Here is a 19569-nt window from a genome sequence, read left to right as displayed (position 1 = left end):
GCCTACCACCAGGTTCCGTAGATCGTGGCGAGCAGCACGCAGACCACGGCCGAACCCAGGGCGAAGCCGCCGTCGACGCGGAACAGGCTGCGGTCCAGGTGCATCGTGCGCAGCGCGCTGTCGCGACGCCCGACGGTGCTGATCAGGGCCATGCCCGCAACGACCAGCAGGAAGACGATCAGCATGCGGTCGAGGAAGGGGATCTCGTAGACGCCGTTGCCGACGTGAACGGAGAATCCGATCGGTGCGAGGAAGCTCAGGTCCATTACCATGGGCAGGAACTTCAGTACGATCGAGAACACCAGGCCGCCGACTGTGGCGAACATCGCCGCTGCCGCCGTCGTCGTGCGCCAGAAGAAGCCCAGCAGGAACATGGCGAGGATGCCGGGCGAGACGAAGCCGGTGTATTCCTGGATGTACTGGAAGCCGCCTTTCTTGTCGATTCCCAGCAGCGGTGCGATAAGCACGGCGATCCCCATGGCGACCACCACGGCCACGCGGCCGATCCACACCATCTGCGTCTCGCTCACCTGCGGCTTGAAGTGCTTGCGGTAGATGTCGAGCGTGAAGATGGTGGCGATGCTGTTCGCCTTGCCGGCCAGCGAGGCGACGACGGCTGCGGTGAGTGCGGCGAAGGCGATGCCCTTGAGGCCGGCCGGCAGCATGGCGAGCAGGGCCGGGTAGGCGCGGTCCGGAACCAGTTCGCCGCCTTCGCGCATGGCGCCGCCGAGCATGCCCGATTTGTCCAGGGCGTAGGCGGCGATGCCCGGCAGGACCACGATCACCGGCATCAGGAGTTTCAGGAAGGCCGCGAACAGGAGGCCCTTGCGGGCGGTAGGCAGGTCGGCGCCGAGGGCGCGCTGGGTGATGTACTGGTTGCAGCCCCAGTAGTTCAGGTTGACGATCCACATGCCGCCGATGATGGTGGAGAGGCCCGGCAGGTCGATGTAGTTCGGATTGTCGCGCGACAGCACCATGTCGAAATGCTCGCCCGCGCGCAGGAACAGTTCGCTGGCGCCGCGCACCGCACCCTGGCCGCCGCCGAGCGTCGCGACCAGGTCGAGCGCGATCCAGGTGGTGACCAGGCCGCCGATCACCAGGCACAGGACCTGGATGACGTCGGTATACCCGATCACCTTCATGCCGCCGAGCGTGATGACGGTGGCGAATACCGCCAGGAACAGCATGCAGGCAAACACGTTCAGGCCGGCAATGCTGCTGATCGCCAGCGCGCCGAGGTAGAGGATCGAAGTCAGGTTCACGATCACGTACAGGCCCAGCCAGAACACGGCCATGGTGGTGGCGACGGTCCTGCCATAGCGCTGCTCGAGGAACTGCGGCATGGTGTAGATGCGGTTCTTCAGATAAACCGGCATGAAGAACACCGCCACGATGATGAGGGTGGCGGCCGCCATCAATTCATAGACCGCGATCGCCATGCCGATCTTGAACCCGGAGCCGCTCATGCCGATGAACTGTTCGGCCGAGATGTTGGAAGCGATCAGCGAGGCCCCGATGGCCCACCACGTGAGCGAGCCCTCGGCCAGGAAGTAATCCTGGGAGGCGCTGCCGGAGCTGCTCTTCTTGCGCCGGTACACCCAGGTGCCGTAGCCGGCGATCACGATGAAGTAGAACAGGAATACGACTGTGTCGAGCGTGGAGAATGGAGTCATGAGTGGTCGGCGATAGCACTGCGCGGCCGGACACGGAGATGCCCGCCGCAGGGAAGGCGATGGCGACGCGGGTCGCCATCTGCCAAAGACCCGAGAGTATCGCCAGACGACACCTCGGCGCTATTGCGAATTTTGCTAGACCCTTATGGAAAGTCGTTCCCGGTCACGGGACCCGCGCGGATGGCTGCGCGCCTGCACCTCAGCGCCGCTGCAGCAGGCGCACCGTCCGCATTTGCTGGCGGCTGAACGTGAGCCCGGCGCGGCCTCCGGACAGCGCCAGCGGCGCGCCGTCGGTCTCGATGTGACTGACATGCCAGGCGCGGGCGATACCGGTCTCCAGGCGGACGACCGTGCCGTTCGGCTTCTCGCCGAGGTTCCAGAAGCGCGCCACCAGACCCTGCCGGATGCCGTCTTCGGCGGGCTTCAGCGCCCACAGCATGACGTCGGGGTTGTCGTTCTGGAGCAGCGAATAGGATGGTTCGGGGTACTGCGCGCTGGCGGCCTTCTCCGGCTTCCCGATGATGGCGCCAGTCACCGGCGGATTCTGGTGCTCCAGCGCGAAACGCATCGCGGCCGCCTGGTCGTAGCCGGTATGGGCGCGCAGCGCGAAGCGCTGCAGGAAATGACGATTGCCGTTCTGGTGCTGGATGCCGAGCGCCGGACCGTCCACCTGTCCGCCGGCGAGCACGTTGATCTGGGGGGTGAAGGTGTCGAGCTGCCTGATGCTGCTGCGCCCGAGCCGGGCAAAGGCGAGGTCCGGGTTGGAGAGCGTGACGCCGCGCCGGCCGTCCCCCGCCGTGATGTCGGCGAAGTGGTTCAGCGTGATGTGGTCATAGCGCGCGTGGGTGTCGGCGTAGTCGCCGCCCTTCGACGCGAGCTGGTTGTAGTTGATCGCGCCGACTTCCTCGCTTCTGACCTGCGGCGCATCGATGTCGAAACTGAATCCCCAGTACCGGTTGTCGGAAAAATTGGCGTCGATCTCGTTGTCGATATCGATGCGTCCGCTGTCCCGGTACAAGGTAATGCGGGTCGTGTGCGGCAGGCCGGCGCGGCTGGTGGCGCGCAGCGTGGCCGAGACCGGCCCTGCCGATTCCAGCACCAGTTCCTCCCCCTCGTCGCTGCCGGGGGCCAGGTCATTGAGGGCGCGGCCGTCGATCGTGGCTGCGAGCTCGCGGCCGCGTTCATCCTTGTAGCTCAGGATGGCGCCGTCGCGCGCCACCTGCAGACGTACGCGGCCATTGGAGAACACGCCGTCGGCGAAGCTGGCGGCGGCACCGTCCTTCCCGCTGCCCGGTCCGGGCAGGATCTCGTAGGTCTTGTAGCCGGCCGATGGCAGCTGCTCGGCAAGGATGCGCAGCACGCGCCTGCCGTCGCGCTCGACCACCTGGCTGCGCACCGGGCGTCCCGTGCCCACTTCGCGCACGATGACGCCGGCGGGGCCGCGATACGGGAAGTCGGCCACGTCGTCGCGCACCCAGCCAAGCGGATTGACGACGAAGAAGCGCTGCGCGCCCTTGTCCGGACGCGGCATCATGCCGCCCAGGCGCACGATGCCGTCCGCATGCAGGCCGTTGACGTAGTATTCGATCGAGGCCGCCAGGCGTTCCTGCCAGCCGGCGCGCTGGCCGCGGGTCACCGGACCGTCCGCGGTCCAGTCGTGCTCCCAGTACAGGCCGAGGTCCATGAAGGCCTGGTCGCGCGCGCCGCGATGCTGGTCCATGAAGGCCGGATACTTGAGGCTGACCAGGCTGGCCAGCAGTTCGGCTGCGCGCAGCTTCTCGACGGCGCGCTTGACCCGCGCCGAGGTCTCGGCCATCGAGGCCGAATACAGGTCCCACTCGTTGCCATAGGTGAGCGTTTGCGAGGGCAGGCCGGCGCCGTACCGCCCTTCGAAGTCGGCGAAATAGTCCAGTTCATTCGAGACGATCACCTGGCGCCGCGGGCTCGAGCGGCGCTGCGCGATCTGGTGGAAGTGTGGGGTGAAGGCGTTCGAGGGCACGCCCTGCAGCCCGGGCACCTCGGGAATCGGAGGAGGCGGCCTGACGCCCGGCTTGCGCGCCAGATCGTCGCCCCCGTAGCCGAACAGGCCGACGATCGAGTAGGGTTGCCCGGTGGCCGGATCGACGTGCCGGCGCCGGAAACCCGGATCGCTGTCGACCCAGTCGATGGCCTTGTCGGGGAAACCGGCTTCCCAGTAGCCGCCGATATTGTACGGGCCGAGCGAATACCATTTCATCAGCTGGCGCTGGCCGTCGTGGCCGGTGTACCAGTAGATCTCGCTGGGCCGCTCGGCCAGGACCTTGTTGTCCAGGTGGCTCGCGCAGCCGCATACGCCACGCCAGTGATAGCGTGCGCCGGCGCCGGCAAACAGCGAGGCCAGGCCGAGCGGCAAGGTCTGATTCTCGGTGGCGGAAGCCAGCTGGAATCGGACCCCGAAACGCCGCTCCAGCCGGCCCGCATAGTACAGGCCCCGCAATACGGCTTCCGCGGGCTGGGCGCCATACGCCGATACGAGGGCGTTCAGGGGCGAGGAAATACTGCCGTCCTTGACCCTTGCCATCAGGCGCTTGAATTTCTCCGGGCCCCTGCGCTTTTCGTATTCCCACAGCCACATGCTGCCATCGGTATTGAAACGGTTGCGGTAGGGCGCAGCCAGCCCGGCCGTGCGGTCGGCCAGGCGCAGGTGGTGGTCGAGCAGGTCGACGAAGATGCCGCCGTAGCTGGCTTCGTCGGTGCTCCACATGTAGTCGGTGTGCTCGTCGTTGGCCAGGTAGAGGCGTGTCGGCGCCTTCGGGTAGGCCGGTCCCGCCGCGGATGCCGTGCAGGACAACGCAAGCAGCAGCGCGAGCGCCAGCCGGCCCCGTGCGGGCAGCGTCACGATGCCCATCGCTTACTGCTCGTAGGCGCCGCGGTCGCGCCCTTTGCCCTGCGGGCGCTTCTTGCCGGACAGGTCGGCAGCCTGGGTCGGCTCGCCGCAGGCCGAATCGCGGGCGGGGCTGCCTGGGCGCAGGCGGAAGTCGGCATCGCGCAGGTCGCGCGCGACCTTCACGAACTGCGGGTCGGCGACGATGTCGCCCGGGCCCTTGTACACGTCCTGGTCAGCCGGGTAGAGGTTGCAGTCCCAGCGGATATTGGTGTTGCGGTTGTTCGAGGTCAGCTTGCCGGTCGGGCGCGGCACGATGATGTTGTTCATGATGACCACGTCGTCCGATCGATTGGCGAACAGCTCCTGGTAATCGACCACGCTGCCGTTCCAGTAGGTGGTGTTGTTGACGATATCGACGTGGGCGGTACGGAAGGTGTGGATGCCGGAGCCGCCGTTGAACGCCGACAGGTTGTTGGCGATCAGGGCGCGCGCAGTCCAGACCGGGCGCTTGCCCCTGGGTACGGACGGAGGGGGCGCGACTTCCGCGGTGCTGGTCGCGGCGGCGGGCTGCACTACCGCATCGGCGTTCGGGTTGGTGGCCCCGCCGCCGGAACCCCCAAGCTGATCGGTTACGTCCAGCAGGATGCCGTTGCCGTCGGAAAGCTTGCCGATCTTGGACCAGGGCACCATGGTGCGGTTGTTCCACACCTTGTTGCCGCGTACGACGATGTGGTAGCCGGGGGCATCGTCGAACTGCCAGTTGGTGAGGAAGGTAATGCCGGATCCACCGTACTCCATGAACCAGGCGTTGTCGAACACTTCGTTGTTTTCGACGGTGACGTGGTCGGCTTCGATCGCCGTGATGCCGCCGCCCGGGAACTTCGAGACGCTGTTGTTGCGGATCACGACATGGTGCGGTTTGCTGTCGGCGCCGGCGCGGCGGCCTTCGACAAGGATGCCGTTCGTGTTGAAGTACGGGTCTTTCTTCGCTTTCTTGGGAGCTTCCAGCGCGCGCACCAGGGCGATCTCGTCGTTGGCGCCGACCAGGGTGAGCCCTTCGATGACGTGGTACGAGCCTTCGACCTGGATGCCGGCCCAGCCGCGCGGGTGCAGTACCGGGCGTGCCTTGGGGGCCGCCTTCCAGGTAATCCAGGCGCCCGGTCGCCCGCTCTTCGTGATCTTCAGCAGCGCCGATCCGTCGTTCATGTCGGCGGCCGGATCACTGGTATAGTCGCCGCCGCCGATCAGCACCACGTCGCCGGGCTGCACCACCGATTCGGCATGCTGCAGGGTGCGGAAGGCGCTGGCCGCCGTTCGTCCGTCGCGGCTGTTGTCGCCGCTCGGCGAGACATACCAGTCGGTCGCATGCGCGAGGCTTGCGCTCATGCAGGAAACAAGCAGGAAGAGCGTGGTCAGGGTTGGGCGGAAGCGCATGGGTTCAGTCGTCGGTGATGGGTCAATCGGTCGGTCGGGTACTGTCGGGACAGCACGCCGATTATAGGAGTGCGGCGAGTCCCACTGCTGCAAGAGCAGGGGCGAATACGCCAATTCATAAAAGGCTTTTGAAATTTCATAAAATTTCATGCAGGCAGTACTGTCAAGGCCGCCGATTTCAGCTGCGCGCTGTTGCCCCCTGCGCGCACGTGGTAAGTGCCCGCCGCAGCGCGTCGCACCATGGCCCGGTCCCAGGCGTGGAAGTCGTGCGCGCCAAGGGTAAAGGACAGCAGCTTGCGCTGCCCCGGCGCCAGGCTGACCCGGCGGAAGGCGCGCAGGGCCAGCGTGGCGCGCGTGACCGGACCGCCTTCGGGGCTGAGGTAAAGCTGGACCACTTCGTCGCCGGCGATCGAACCCGTGTTGGCCACTTCCACCCGCACTTCCACCGGCTCGCCGGCGCGGATGCTGGTGCGCGCGAGGATCGGTGCGCCGATGTCGAAACTGGTGTACGACAGGCCGAAGCCGAACGGATAGAGCGGATCGGTGGAACCGTCCAGGTAGCCGCGCCGGGCGCCCGGTTTGCGCCGGTAGTGGATCGGCAGCTGGCCTGCGTCGCGCGCGATACTGACCGGCAGCTTGCCGCCCGGGTTGACCCGGCCGAACAGCAGGTCGGCCACGGCATGGCCGGTTTCCTGGCCCATGTACCAGCCTTCGATCAGCGCCGGGGCGCGCTCGGCCAGCAGCCGGACCGACAAGGGGCGGCCGTTCAGGAGGAGCACGACCACCGGCTTGCCCAGGTCCAGCATGGCCCGTGCCAACTCGTTTTGCTGGCCCAGCAGGTCCAGGCCGAGGCGGTCGCCCAGGTGACGGTCGGACCAGGCTTCGCGGGCGGTCATCTCGTTGTCGCCCAGGACCATGACGATGGTGTCGGCCGCTGCGGCGGCCCGCAGCGCCTCGGCGATCAGGCGCCGGTTGACCTCGCCCGGCGTGAAGTTGATCCGGTCCTGGCCCCAGATCCGCTCTTCGGTGATGCGCACGCCTTCGGCGTAGCTCACCGAGAAGCTGGCGCGCGCGCCTTCCTCCTGCAGGCCTTCGAGCACCGAGACGACCTTGCGCGGCAAACCCGAGTAGCCGCCGATCGGCGTGTCGCGCGCATGCGTGCCCACCACCAGCATGCGGCCCACCTTGGCGGGCGAGAGCGGCAGCAGCCGACCTTCATTCTTGAGCAGGACCGCGCAGCGGGCTGCCGCCTTGCGCGCCAGCGCGAGGGCGCGCGGGCCGGCAGTCAGTGCCTCGGCCGCCGCGGGGTCGGGGTCGCGCATCTCGAACAGACCGGCTTCGAACTTGAGCCGCAGTACGCGCGCCACCGCCCGGTCGACCAGTTCGATGTCGATGCGGCCCGCGCGCACGCCCTCGGCCAGTTTCTGGAAAGCGCGCGCATCGGGCGTATCGACGTCGACGCCGGCTGCCAGCCCCATGGCGGCGGCCGCTTCCAGGTCGGGGGCGACCTTGAAGCGGCCGGCCAGGTTGCCGACGCCGCCGTAGTCGCCCACCACGATTCCCTTGAATTGCCACTCTTGCCGCAGCACGCGGTTCAGCAGCCAGTCATGGCCGTGTGCCGGTATGCCGTCCAGTTCGTTATAAGAGGGCATGACGGCGGCCGCACGGGTGCTTGCCAGCACATCCTCGAAGGGGGCCAGGAACTCTTCGCGCAAGACGCGTTCGCCCACCGAGACCGGGCCGGTATTGGTGCCGTTCTCGGGCTGGCCGTAGGCGGCGAAGTGCTTCAGGGTGGCCAGCACCTTGCCGGGCGCCAGGGGCATGGTATCGCCGCTGAAGCCGCGCACGGCGGCCTTGCCGATCTCCGCGCACAGCAGCGGATCTTCGCCATAGGTTTCCTCGATCCGGCCCCAGCGCGGATCGCGCGCCACGTCCAGCACCGGCGCCAGCGCCAGGCTGGCGCCGCGTGCACGCATTTCCAGCGCCGCGACGCCGTATACCTCGGCCACCAGGTCAGGATCGAAGGACGAGGCGAGCGCGATGGCCTGGGGGAAGCAGGTGGCGTCACGCGCCGCATAGCCGTGCAGGGCTTCTTCGTGCAGGAGTAGCGGAATGCCCAGGCGCGTATGCTCGCGCGCCCAGCGCTGCACCGCATTGCAGTAGCGCGCGGTGTCGGCCGCATCGCGGTGAACGTCGCGTCCGGTGTCGCCGATCACGTCGGCCGCGACGTCGACCTGGCGTTCGCAAGGGCGCGCCAGCATGCCGATGCCGTGCGGGTAGCGCGCCGTTGCCTTGTCGGGCGAGAAGCTGCCGTCGGGGCTTTGTATGGCACTCTTGCCGCTCCATACGCACTGCAGCTGATGGACCTTTTCGTCGAGGGTCATGCGCGCGAGCAGGTCTTGCACCCGCCGGCCGGCCGGCAGGCGCGGGTCGCGGTAGGGCGCCGTTGCCGGCGGCACGTCCAGCCCGGCGGCATGGGCGTGGTTCAGTGCGGGCAAGGCGCCCAGGGCAGCGGCTTGCTGCAGGAAACGGCGGCGGGAACGGGGCACTTCGACTCCTGGGGAAGCTGACTTACCTGCCATGCTGGCGGGCGCGACGCAAGACCGCAATGCCGTTTTTCGCCGCGCGATTGCGCTTTTTCGATGGACTGGCCGCGCCCAGGCAAGCTTGTTAGTGGTTGTGACGCGGCATGTCATGACCGACGCCCCGGTAAGGCAGGGCCAGTTCCATGCAGGCCCCGGTATGCAGCTGGCCGACGCTGGCACGGTAGATCTGCTGCCAGGGGGTCTGGTCCGGCGGGATCGGCGGCGGGGTATCGATGCGCCGGGCGGCCAGCTCTTCGTCCGACACCAGCACGTCGCAGCGGCCCGTGTTCAGGTCGACGCGCACGATGTCGCCGGTGCGCAGCAGCGCCAGGTTGCCGCCGGCCGCGCTTTCCGGCGAAGCGTTCAGGATCGACGGACTGTCCGAGGTGCCGGACTGGCGGCCGTCGCCCAGGGTCGGCAAGGCCGTGATGCCGCGCTTGATCAGGGCGTCGGGCGGCTGCATGTTCACCACCTCGGCCGATCCCGGCCAGCCTTGCGGGCCGCAACCGCGGATCACCAGCATGGTGCGCTCGTCGATGCTCAATAATGGGTCATTGATGCGGTGGTGATAGTCGTCGGATCCCTCGAACACCACCACCCGGCAATCGAAGCGGTTCTCGGCGCCCGGTTCCGACAGATAGCGCGCGCGGAAGGATTCCGAGATCACGCTGGTCTTCATGATGGCGAAATCGAACAAATTGCCCTTCAGGACCAGGAAGCCCGCCGCCTCCTTGAGCGGGGTATCGAAGGGGCGGATCATCTCGCGATCGGCGCTTTCGCGGCCGGCCAGGTTCTCGGCCATGGTGAGACCGGTAACGGTCGGGCGCCGGGAGCGCAGCAAGCCTTGTTGCTCCAGTTCCCACATGATGGCAGGCACGCCGCCGGCGCGGTGGAAGCGCTCGCCCAGGTATTTGCCGGCCGGCTGCATGTTGAGCAGCAGCGGCACTTCGTAGCCGACTTCCATCCAGTCTTCCGGCGTGATCTCGACGCCCGCGTGGCGCGCCATGGCCGTGATGTGCGGCTGGGCGTTGCTGGAGCCGCCGATCGCGGCGTTGACGACGATCGCATCGAGGAAGGCTTCGCGCGTCAGGATGCTGGAGGGGCGCAGGTCTTGGTGCGCCATGGCGACGATGCGGCGCCCGGTCTCGTAAGCCATCTGGCCGCGTTCGCGGTAGGGCGCGGGAATGGCCGCGCAGCCGGTCAACGACATGCCGAGCGCCTCGGCCACGGCGTTCATGGTCGACGCGGTCCCCATGGTGTTGCAGTGGCCTGCCGACGGGGCGGATGCGGTGGCGATCTGGATGAATTTGTCCTCGTCGATCTCGCCCGCGGCAAGGCGGCGGCGGCCCTTCCAGATGGCGGCGCCCGAGCCGACGAGTTCACCTTCGAACCAGCCGTCGAGCATGGGGCCGCCCGAGAGCACGATGGCGGGGATATCGACCGTGGCGGCCGCCATCAGCTGGGCGGGCGTGGTCTTGTCGCAGCCGGTGGTCAGGACCACGGCGTCGATCGGGTAGCCATGCAGGATCTCGACCAGGCCCAGGTAGGCCAGGTTGCGGTCCAGCGCCGCCGTCGGGCGGCGGCAGTTCTCGAAGATCGGGTGCAGTGGGAATTCCATCGGGATGCCGCCGGCGTCGCGGATGCCGTCGCGTACGCGCTTGGCCAGGTCCAGGTGGATCCGATTGCAGGGCGAGATGTCGCTGCCGCTCTGGGCAATCCCGATGATCGGCTTGCCCGAGCGGAGCTCGTCGGGTGTGATTCCGTAATTCATGAAGCGCTCCAGGTAGAGCGCGGTCATGTCGATGCGGTCCGGGTTGTCGAACCAGTCCTGCGAACGGAAACGGCGTTTGTGCTTTGCTTGGCTCACTCAAGGTCCTTTGATGTGCATGGCGTGTTGCGGCAGGCCAGGCGTCTCGACGCGGAACGCGAACAGTCCGCCCGCGAGCGGCTGCGCCGCCAGTTCTTCCGCCGACAATCCCTTGCGGGCGGTGCTGACGAAGACCGTGCGGAGGTCGTCGCCGCCGAAGGCCAGCTTGGTGACGTTGGCGCAGGGGAGGCGCACTTCGCCGAGCTTGCTGCCCTTGGCGTCGAAGCGGTCGATGCGCCAGCCGCCGAAGGTCGCGACCCATAGTTGTCCGGCAGCGTCGACCGCCATCCCGTCCGGATAGCCGCCGTCCTTCAGTTCGATGAACAGTCGCTTGTTGGAGAGCGCCCCGCCGGGGGCGCGGTCGAATGCATAGATGCGCTTTTCCAGTGTGTCCGTATGGTAGAGCGTTGCCCCGTCCGGGCTGACGGCCGGGCCATTGGTGATGACGTATCCGGTGTCCATGCGCTCGGCGTCGGCGCCGTCGAAACGGTACAGCGCGCCGGAAGGCGCCTGTTCCGCATCGTCCATCGAGCCGAACCACAACAGCCCTTGCGCATCGACGTGACCATCGTTGAAGCGGTTGCCGACCTCGTCGGCCTCGACCTCGTACAAGCGGCGAAATTCACCCGTGGCCTCGATAAAGCGGTACAGGCCATCTTCCAGCGAGCACACCATCGCGCCATCGGGCGCGGGGACGATGAAACTCGCCTGCCCGGGCGCGTCCCAGCTGCGGCGCCCGCCGCCATCGGCTGCGCACCGGTGGATGCGGCGGCCCTTGATGTCGACGAACCAGACGCATTTCCTGGAAGCGTCCCACAGCACGCCTTCGCCCAGCAGCGCACCGGCCTCCCACAGGCAGACGGGCGTCGTCGCGCTCATGCGCCGTACCAGCCGGCATCGACGAAGTATTCGCGCCCGCTGCAGCGGCGTCCGTTGTCGGACGCCAGGAACAGCGTCAGTGCGGCGACATCCTGCATCTCGACCCGGGCCTGGAGGCACTGGCCGGCAAGGATGCGTGCTTCCTCGTCGGGCGTATGCCACAAGGCCGCCTGGCGCGGGGTGCGAACGGCGCCGGGCACCACGGTATTGACACGAATGCCGTATTTTCCGAGGTCGCGCGCCATCGCCCGCGTCATGCCCTCGATGGCGGCTTTCGCGCTCATGTACAGGCTCAGCTGGGGCAATGCCAGGTGCCAGGAAATGGAACCGGAATTCAGGATCACGCCGTGCCCCCGGCGTTTCATGCCTGGAATGACGGCCTGCGAACAGAAGAATTTCTGGCGCAGGTTCACCGCCATCCGGTTTTCCCAGTAGGCCGGCGTGACGTCCGCGACCTCGTGACGGTCGTCGTTGGCGGCGTTGTTGACCAGGATGTCGACGCCGCCGACTTCGGCTTCGATGGCGGCAAAGCTGGCCTCGAGGGCGGCGAGATCGGTGAGGTCGCACCGCAGGAAGCGCGGAGCGTGCCGCGCAGCGTCGAGGGAGGCGACCAGGGCATGCGCGGCCTGCTCGACGATGTCGAGAAAGTAGACGCGTGCGCCTTGCAGCGCGAAGGCGGCGACCAGTTCGGCGCCGATGCCGCCGGCGCCGCCGGTGATGGCGACGCGCTTGTCGAACAGGTCGGGATAGGTGGCGTACACCAGTTTTTCTATGGAGGCGTCTGGCATGGGTATTCTGTCGGATGGGATCGTTCAGGCCACGGCGAGCAGGCCGCGGCGCGCAAGGTTGGCATACAAGGCCCTGACGCCGAAGGTCCAGGGCGCGATCTGGTCGCTGCGTCCGACGGTATTGACGAGCGTGCCCAGCGAAGGCGTCGCGATGCTCACGCGATCGCCCGGATGATGGGTAAAGCCGGCGCCCGCGATGCCGCGATCCTTGATGGGCGAGAACATCGTGCCGAGGAACAGCATGAAACCGTCCGGGTACTGGTGATGGGCCCCGCAGGTCTGGCTGACCAGTTCGAGCGGATCGCGGCTGATCTCGCGCATGCGGCTGGTGCCGGACAATTCAAAGCCATCGTCGACGCCGGCGATCTGCATGCCGACTTCCGCCTCGCGCACGGTATCCAGCGTGAAGCCTTCGTCGAACAGGCGAATGAAGGGACCGATGGCGCAGGATCCGTTATTGTCCTTGGCCTTGCCGAGCAAGAGGGCGCTGCGGCCCTCGACGTCGCGCAGGTTGACGTCGTTGCCGAGGGTAGCGCCGACCGCCTCTCCGCGGCTGTTCACTGCAAGGACGATTTCGGGTTCGGGGTTGTTCCAGTGCGATGCGGGATGGAGCCCGACCATGGCGCCGTGTCCGAGCGCCGACATGGCCTGCGCCTTGGTGAATACCTCGGCGTCGGGGCCGATACCGACTTCCATGTATTGCGACCACAGGCCGCGTGCGGAAAGATCGGCCTTCAGGCGCATGGCCGCCTCCGAACCGGGCTCGATGGCCGAGAGGTCGGCGCCCAGCGAGGCTTGCAGCTGTCCGCGCAGGCCAGCGGCGCGTTCCGGATCGCCTTTGGCCTGTTCTTCGATCACCCGCTCCAGGAGACTGACTGCAAACGTCACGCCGCAGGCCTTGATCGCCTGCAGGTCGCAGGGCGCCAGCAGCCGCAAGCCCTGTTCGTTGCTGCCTTTCATGGCCGCCTGCAGCAGTTGCTCGGCGTCCCCAAGGTCTTCTCCGGCGGCCGTCCGCGCCAGTGCCTCCACGTCGTCGCGTTCGAGCAGGCCGGCGACGGTTGCGGCGTGCGCGGTGATGTCGATCACGCGCCCACGCCGCACGGCCACGACCGCCGGGCCGTCGTGCGGGGCCGGACGCCAGACGCGGCCGACCAGCAGCGCCTTGTCCGGGTCTGCGGGCAGGCAGCCCGCTTGATGCTTCGTCATGATGGTTCCTTTTCTGATGCCCGTGTTGCAATGGCGGCCGGCGCAGGCCGGCGGGGACGAAAAAGGATAGCGCAGGCATCGACATCGAACTTTGATGATTTCTCGGGGCCGATTGCGAAATCGTCTGGCCCCGGATGGGGTTGGCGTACGCGGAAACGCAATCGGATTGGAAAAAACGGAATTGCTCCCACACGGCGACGCGCTAAGATCTGCGCCATGTGTTCGGCCTTCCGCCGCATATGTCTCCGCAGTCCAAGGCTGCTTCCCGGGATCCGCTGCGCGCGTCCCGGATTTTTTTTCGCGGGCCCGCAGGCGCTTCGCACAATAAGGAAACTTATGCAATCCACCGTCTTTGTCATGGTCGCGCTGGCGTTCGCCAGCACCATCGTCCACGCCGCCCCCACTTTGCATTCTCCCGACGGCCGCCTGACGGCGACGATCGGCGAGGCGATGCTGGCCGAGGGCAAACCGGACAGCATCGCGTCCTTCACGCTGTCGTACCGCGGCAAGTCCTTGCTGCTGCCTTCGCCGTTCAACCTGCGCACCTGGACCGCCAGCGCGGGCAGCAAGGGTTACCGGCTGGTCGCGACCAGCCCAACGCGCGAAGTCAAGGACAGCTGGACGCCGGTGGCCGGCCGTTTCTCCAGCGTGCCCGACCACTACCGCGAGACCGTGCTGAGCTACCAGGACCTGGCCGTGCCGCAGCGCCGTATCGACCTGGTATTTCGCCTGTATGACCAGGGCGCGGCCTTCCGCTACGTGATCCACGGCAGCGCCGGAGAAGAGCTGGCGATCAGGAAGGAAGACACCCAGTACGCGTTTGCCGCCGATTTCGACTGCTGGGGCTATAACCAGGGGCAGTACTTCGGGGGGCACGAGGGAGAATTCGACCCGGTCAAGGCCTCCAGGATCCGCGACGCCAGCCTCTATACCCTGCCGCTGGTCTGCAAGACCGGCCAGGACGGCGCCACCTTCGCCCTGACGGTCTCGGACGTGCGCGACTATCCGGTGGCCTTCCTCGGCGGGCGCGAGAACGGCGCGCTGGGCGTGCAGCTCAAGCACCCGGCGCGCTTCGATACCCCGGCCGGCGTGCGCCAGAGCGCGTCGATCGCCAAGGTCAAGCTGGGTCCGGGCGGATTCAAGACGCCGTGGAACGTGCTGATGGTGGCCGACAGCCCGGCTCAACTAGCCAGCACCAGCCTGGTGCAAACGCTCGCCGCGCCTTCGAAGCTGTCGGACACCACCTGGATCAAGCCGGGCAAGGTGGCCTGGGACTGGTGGAACGGCTCGCAGGCGGCCGTGCCCACTCCGGGGATGAACACCGCCACCTACAAGGCCTTCGTCGACTTCGCCGCCGAGATGGGCCTGGAATACATCATGATCGACGAGGGATGGTCGGTCGGCAGCGCGATCGAGCCGGTCAAGGGAGCCGACGTCACCCGCCACAAGCCCGAACTGGACTTGCCGGCGGTCGTCGCCTACGCGAAGTCCAAGGGCATCGGGGTGTGGGTGTGGCTGCAATGGGAGCAGCTGGACCGCCAGATGGATACGGCCCTGGCAACCTACGCCCGCTGGGGCCTGAAGGGCATCAAGGTCGACTTCATGATGCGTGCCGACCAGCAGATGGTGAACTTCTACGAACGCCTGATTTCCAGGGCGGCGCGGCACAAGATCATGGTCGACATGCACGGCGGCTATCCGTCCATGGGCCTGGAACGCACCTATCCGAACCTGATGACCCAGGAAGGCATCCTGGGCGCGGAGTTCAACAAATGGAGTTCGCGCGTCACCGCCACCCACAACGTGACCCTGCCGTTCACGCGCATGCTGCTGGGGCCTGCCGACTACACGCCGGGCGCGATGCGCCACCTCCCGGCCAGCCGGTTCCAGGACCAGATCCGCTTCCTGAACCCGTTCGTGCAGACCACCCGCGGCCATAACCTGGCCATGTATGTCGTCTACGACACACCGCTGCAGATGGTGTCCGACAGTCCGCCGTCCTACCGCAAGGCGGACGGCGGCTGGCAGGACGGCGTCGACTTCATCAAGGCGGTGCCGGTCAAGTGGGACGAGACCCGCGTGCTGCAGGGCGATATCGGCCAGTATGTGGTGACGGCGCGCCGGGCCGGCAAGGACTGGTACATCGGTGCGATGACCAACGAGCAGGGACGCAGCGTCGACTTGCCGCTGGACTTCCTCGGTGAAGGGCGGTTCCAGGCCCGCGTGTGGGAGGACGGCACGTCGATGGATGCGCTCAAGGTGTCCGAGCGTGCGGTGCAGGCCGGCGCACGCCTGCGCCTCACTATCAATCCATCGGGCGGAGCCGCGGTAGTGCTGCGCCGCGCCCCCTGAATGCCGGGAGATGAACATGTCTGATCGTATCCAAGGAGTGGCCCGGCTGGCGGGCCCGGTGTTGTTGACGGCAATGCTGCTGCACGGCCCGGCCCGCGCGGCCGGACAGGACCTGCCTGCGCTGCCGGAGGCGCTGCGCCAGGCGGCTCCCGCCAGTATCCTGCCGGCCGATCCGGCCAGGGAGTTCGTATTCCGCGACGATATCAACGGGGCCGGCCGGCCCGGCTCGTTCAGCGTGGTACGGCAGGAGGGAGGCAGCCCGGTGTTCCTGGCCGATAACCCGAAAGGATCGCAGAACTACAACGGAATCAGCGCACGCTGGAGCAGCAGCGTGCCCGTGAAGAAGGGCGACATACTGCTGGCGCGCTTCGCCGCACGGGCGCTGCACGCGCGCCAGGAGTCCGGCGAGGCCGAAGGGGTATTCATCTTCGAGGCGCCAGGTACCGATGCTCGGGCCGTGCAGACGTTCAGCGTCGGTCCCGACTGGACCGTCATCAACGTGCCCTTCGTCGCGCCGGGAGCGGCCGGCGCCGGCGCCGGAACGATCCGCCTCACCTTCGGCAACCTGGAGCAGCGCATCGAATTCGCGCACTTCGACGTACTGAACTTCGGTGACCGGGCCACGCAGGCCGCGCTGCCGGTGACGCGCTTCACCTACGTCGGCCGCGAGCCCGAGGCCGCGTGGCGGCGCGCCGCGCTGGCGCGCATCGAACGGATCCGCACGGCGCCGTTCACCATCAAGGTGGTCGATGCACGCGGCCGCCCGGTGCAGGGCGCGAAGGTCGAGGCGGCGATGATCCGCGCCGCCTTCCTGTGGGGCACCGCGGTCGACTCCGCACGCCTGATCGCGCCCGAATCGGACCGTTATCGCCAGGAGCTCAAGGCGCTGTTCAATACCGCCGTCATCGAGAACGATTTCAAATGGCCGCGCTACCGCGATCCTCGCCATCGCGCCAACGCTTTCAAGGCGCTCGACTGGATCGGCGCAAACGGCCTGCGCGCCAAGGGGCACAACCTGGTGTGGCCGGCCTGGAAGTTCTCGCCGCCGGACATCGCGGCCGATCCAAAGCGCGGCGAGAAGCTGCCCGGATTGATCGACGAGCATATCCGCGACATCAGCAAAGCCACGCACGGCAAGCTGATCGGCTGGGACGTGGTCAACGAACCGGTGCACGAGACCGATTACTTCAAGCACATGCCGAAGGAAGAAGTGGCCAAGTGGTTCAAGCTGGCGGAGCAGAGCGACCCGAAGCTGCAGCTGACCCTGAACGAGTACGCGATGCTCAACCGCAGCTCCAGTCCCTTGTTCATCAAGGAGTTCAAGGAATTCGCGGCCATGCTGCGCAAGAACGGCGCGCGGGTCGACGTACTGGGCGTGCAGGGCCATGTCGGCCAGACGCCGCGCGCCCCGGTTTCCGTACTGTCCGATCTCGACCTGCTGGCCGAAGGCGGGAACACGGTCCAGATCACGGAATTCGACATCAATTCCAAGGATGAGGCGCTGCAGGCCGACTACACGCGCGACTTCCTGATCGCCACCTACAGCCATCCGGCCGTTTCCGGCTTCATCAAGTGGGGATTCTGGGAAAGCCAGCACTGGAAGCCGGATGCCGCGATGTTCCGCAAGGACTGGAGTGCCAAGCCCAGCCTGGCGGCCTGGAAGGACTTGGTGACGAAGCAATGGAAGACCCGGGTCGATGGCGCCAGCACTGCTTCGGGCGAGTTCGGCGCGCGCGGCCATTTCGGCAGCTATCAGGCCACGGTCGCGTACAAGGGCAAGCGTGTCAGCGTGCCGTTCGAGCTGGACAAGCAGGGCGCCCAGGTGCTGGTGCGCCTGCCATGAGCGTCCGGTGCCGATTGCCGCTGGCCGCGGTCCTATTCAGCCTGTGCGCCGATGGCGCGTTTGCAGCTGGCACCACCCTCGATCGCCCACCCCTGAAGGCGAGCGGAAAATGGACCGCGCTGTCGCGCGGCCACGCTCCGCTGCCGCCGATGGGCTGGAGCAGCTGGAACGCCTTCCTCACCGATCTGTCGGAAGACAAGGTGATGGAGTCGGCCAGGATCATGGTGGAGTCCGGACTGGCCGGGCTCGGCTATGTCTACGTCAACGTCGACGACGGCTGTTGGGCCAGGCGCGACACCGCTACGCGCCGCATGGTGATCAACACGGAGCGCTTCCCCTCGGCCGCCGCCGGCGGCGGCAACAGCTTCAAGCCCTTCACCGACCGCATCAAGTCGATGGGGCTGAAGCCAGGCATCTACAGCGACCTGGGACACAATTCCTGCTCGCAGCAGGGCAACAGTCCGGAGGACATCGCGCGCGTACCCAAGGGGACGCTCGATGAAAAGGCCATCGGCCTGCGCGACAATGTCGAGCGCGACATCCTGCTGTACATGGGCGAGTGGGGCTTCGACTACATCAAGGTGGACGCCTGCGGTATCGCCGCCTACGGCCCGGAGTCGCGCGCAGTGAAGGAGCGCGGGTACCGCATGGTGCAGCCGTGGATCGATCCGGTGTCGATCCTGCGCACCGACATCAGACGGGTGCATGACGGTTACGAAGAGGTCGGGCGCGCGCTGCTCAAGGCGCGGCCGGACAACGATTTCACCTTCTCCATCTGCGTGTGGGGCGATGCCGACGTGCGCAGCTGGGGCCAGCGCGTGGGCAACGTGATCCGCACCAGCAGCGATATCGCACCCTGGTGGGGACGCATGCTGCATACCTTCGATTCGGCCTCGCACCGCGCGCTGTATGCCCGTCCCGGCAGCTGGAACGATCCGGACATGCTGCACATCGGGCATGGCGAGTTCGATGCGAAGCACCTGACGGAGGCGCGCACCCATTTCGCCTTGTGGGCGATCATCAACGCGCCGCTCCTGATCGGGGAAGACCTGCGCAAGACGCCGCAGGCGGTGATGGACATCTACCGCAACACCGACATCGTCGCGCTCAACCAGGACAAGGCCGGCAACGCCGGCGTGATCGCTTTCGACAGCCATGACCTGCAGATCATCGTCAAGCAGCTTGCCGATCCTTCGAGGAAGGGCGTGGTGATCGTCAACCGCACCGGTTCGCCATTGACGGCCGACCTGCTGGCGGCCCACCTGAAGTTCGCGGACGATGCGCCGATCCAGCTGCGCGAGCTGTGGAGCGGGCAGGCCAGCAGCTTCCTGGGCGCCACCCGGTTCCGGCTGCAGCCGCACGAGTCGCTGGTGTTCGAAGCGAGCGGCAAACGCGAACTGGAGGACGGGCTGTACCTGTCCGAGATGCCGGGCCGGATCCACGTGGCCGACGACGGCGTCGTGCTGCCGCAGGCCGACCCCACCGTCTACCGCTCGGTCAACGTGTGGTCGGGGACGAAGAGCGGCGGCGAGCGTCCGCAGTACACGGGCTGGGGCGGCGCGCAGGCCGACATGACGCCATACGACGGCGCTTTGCAAATCAATGGAAAAGGCTACCGCAGCGGTATCGGCATCCTGGCGGGCTCGCGCATGGAAGTGAAGAACGACGGGCAGTATGCGATGTTCAGGGCGGAGGTCGGCGTGGACGACAGCACCCGCAACACGAAGGATGCGGTGGTGTTCGAGGTCTACGGTGACGGCCGCCTGCTGGCCAAATCGCGTCCGCTGCGCTGGGGGCAGGGCGCCCAGGCCCTGCAGGCCGGGGTGGCCGGGGCCAATGTGGTGGAACTGATCGCGCGCCAGGCCGGCACGGCGGGCGGCGCCGGTACGCTGGTGGTCACCTGGGGCAAGGCTGCGCTGACTGGTGTCGATTCCATCAATTAACGCGACTGCATTCCGTGTCCATTACGGCGGAGGTCGAAAGCCCTATCGTCGAGAAATCGTGTTCCATCACGCAAAAGACGCACTTTCGTCGCCTCACTGCACAACGGCACGCACGCGGCTTACTCTCTGTTTC

General features: G+C 67.0%; 11 protein-coding genes. 3 read left to right on the top strand and 8 right to left on the bottom strand.

Annotated elements, in window-relative coordinates; genetic code table 11:
• Positions 1–2: 2 nt before the first annotated feature.
• The 8 genes from AC56LK_RS14810 to AC56LK_RS14775 all read right to left on the bottom strand — a co-directional run bounded on the left by AC56LK_RS14810 (position 3) and on the right by AC56LK_RS14775 (position 13298).
• Positions 3–1673 (bottom strand): sodium:solute symporter family transporter, encoded by a 1671-nt coding sequence (locus AC56LK_RS14810; protein ID WP_497185256.1) that lies wholly within the window; start codon positions 1671–1673, stop codon positions 3–5.
• 199 nt (positions 1674–1872) lie between these two features.
• Complete coding sequence (locus AC56LK_RS14805) at positions 1873–4560, bottom strand: alpha-mannosidase (RefSeq protein WP_497185255.1); 2688 nt, start codon at positions 4558–4560, stop codon at positions 1873–1875.
• Between the two features lie 3 nt (positions 4561–4563).
• Positions 4564–5973 (bottom strand): right-handed parallel beta-helix repeat-containing protein, encoded by a 1410-nt coding sequence (locus tag AC56LK_RS14800; protein ID WP_497185254.1) that lies wholly within the window; start codon positions 5971–5973, stop codon positions 4564–4566.
• Between the two features lie 146 nt (positions 5974–6119).
• Positions 6120–8522 carry a glycoside hydrolase family 3 N-terminal domain-containing protein gene (locus AC56LK_RS14795; RefSeq protein WP_497185253.1) on the bottom strand — a complete coding sequence of 801 codons (2403 nt, stop codon included), beginning with the start codon at positions 8520–8522 and terminating at the stop codon, positions 6120–6122.
• Between the two features lie 121 nt (positions 8523–8643).
• Positions 8644–10425 (bottom strand): IlvD/Edd family dehydratase, encoded by a 1782-nt coding sequence (locus AC56LK_RS14790; protein WP_497185252.1) that lies wholly within the window; start codon positions 10423–10425, stop codon positions 8644–8646.
• Positions 10426–11304, bottom strand: coding sequence for an SMP-30/gluconolactonase/LRE family protein (locus AC56LK_RS14785; protein WP_497185251.1), 879 nt, complete (start codon positions 11302–11304; stop codon positions 10426–10428).
• Positions 11301–12092, bottom strand: a complete 792-nt coding sequence (gene xylB / locus AC56LK_RS14780) for a D-xylose 1-dehydrogenase (protein ID WP_497185250.1) — start codon at positions 12090–12092, stop codon at positions 11301–11303. The genes AC56LK_RS14785 and xylB overlap by 4 nt, the downstream gene beginning before the upstream one ends.
• Before the next feature lie 24 nt (positions 12093–12116).
• Positions 12117–13298: a fumarylacetoacetate hydrolase family protein gene (locus AC56LK_RS14775; protein ID WP_497185249.1), complete on the bottom strand. Its 1182-nt coding sequence runs from the start codon at positions 13296–13298 to the stop codon at positions 12117–12119.
• 336 nt (positions 13299–13634) lie between these two features.
• Between AC56LK_RS14775 and AC56LK_RS14770 the strand changes: the two genes are divergently transcribed.
• From AC56LK_RS14770 to AC56LK_RS14760, 3 genes are read left to right on the top strand one after another with little or no spacing between them, the layout of a single operon-like run.
• A complete protein-coding gene (locus tag AC56LK_RS14770; protein WP_497185248.1) occupies positions 13635–15650 on the top strand; it encodes a glycoside hydrolase family 97 protein in 2016 nt (671 codons plus the stop codon).
• A 16-nt stretch (positions 15651–15666) separates the two neighbouring features.
• A complete protein-coding gene (locus AC56LK_RS14765) occupies positions 15667–17493 on the top strand; it encodes an endo-1,4-beta-xylanase (protein ID WP_497185247.1) in 1827 nt (608 codons plus the stop codon).
• Entirely contained in the window at positions 17490–19436 is a 1947-nt protein-coding gene (locus AC56LK_RS14760; protein WP_497185246.1) for an NPCBM/NEW2 domain-containing protein, read from the top strand. Before AC56LK_RS14765 ends, AC56LK_RS14760 begins: the two co-directional genes overlap by 4 nt.
• The last annotated feature ends 133 nt before the right edge of the window (positions 19437–19569 follow it).

Source organism: Telluria sp. ZB4P36 (assembly GCF_059685865.1).
Note: the sequence above shows the minus strand (reverse complement) of the source record. Positions and strands in the feature narration are given on the sequence as shown.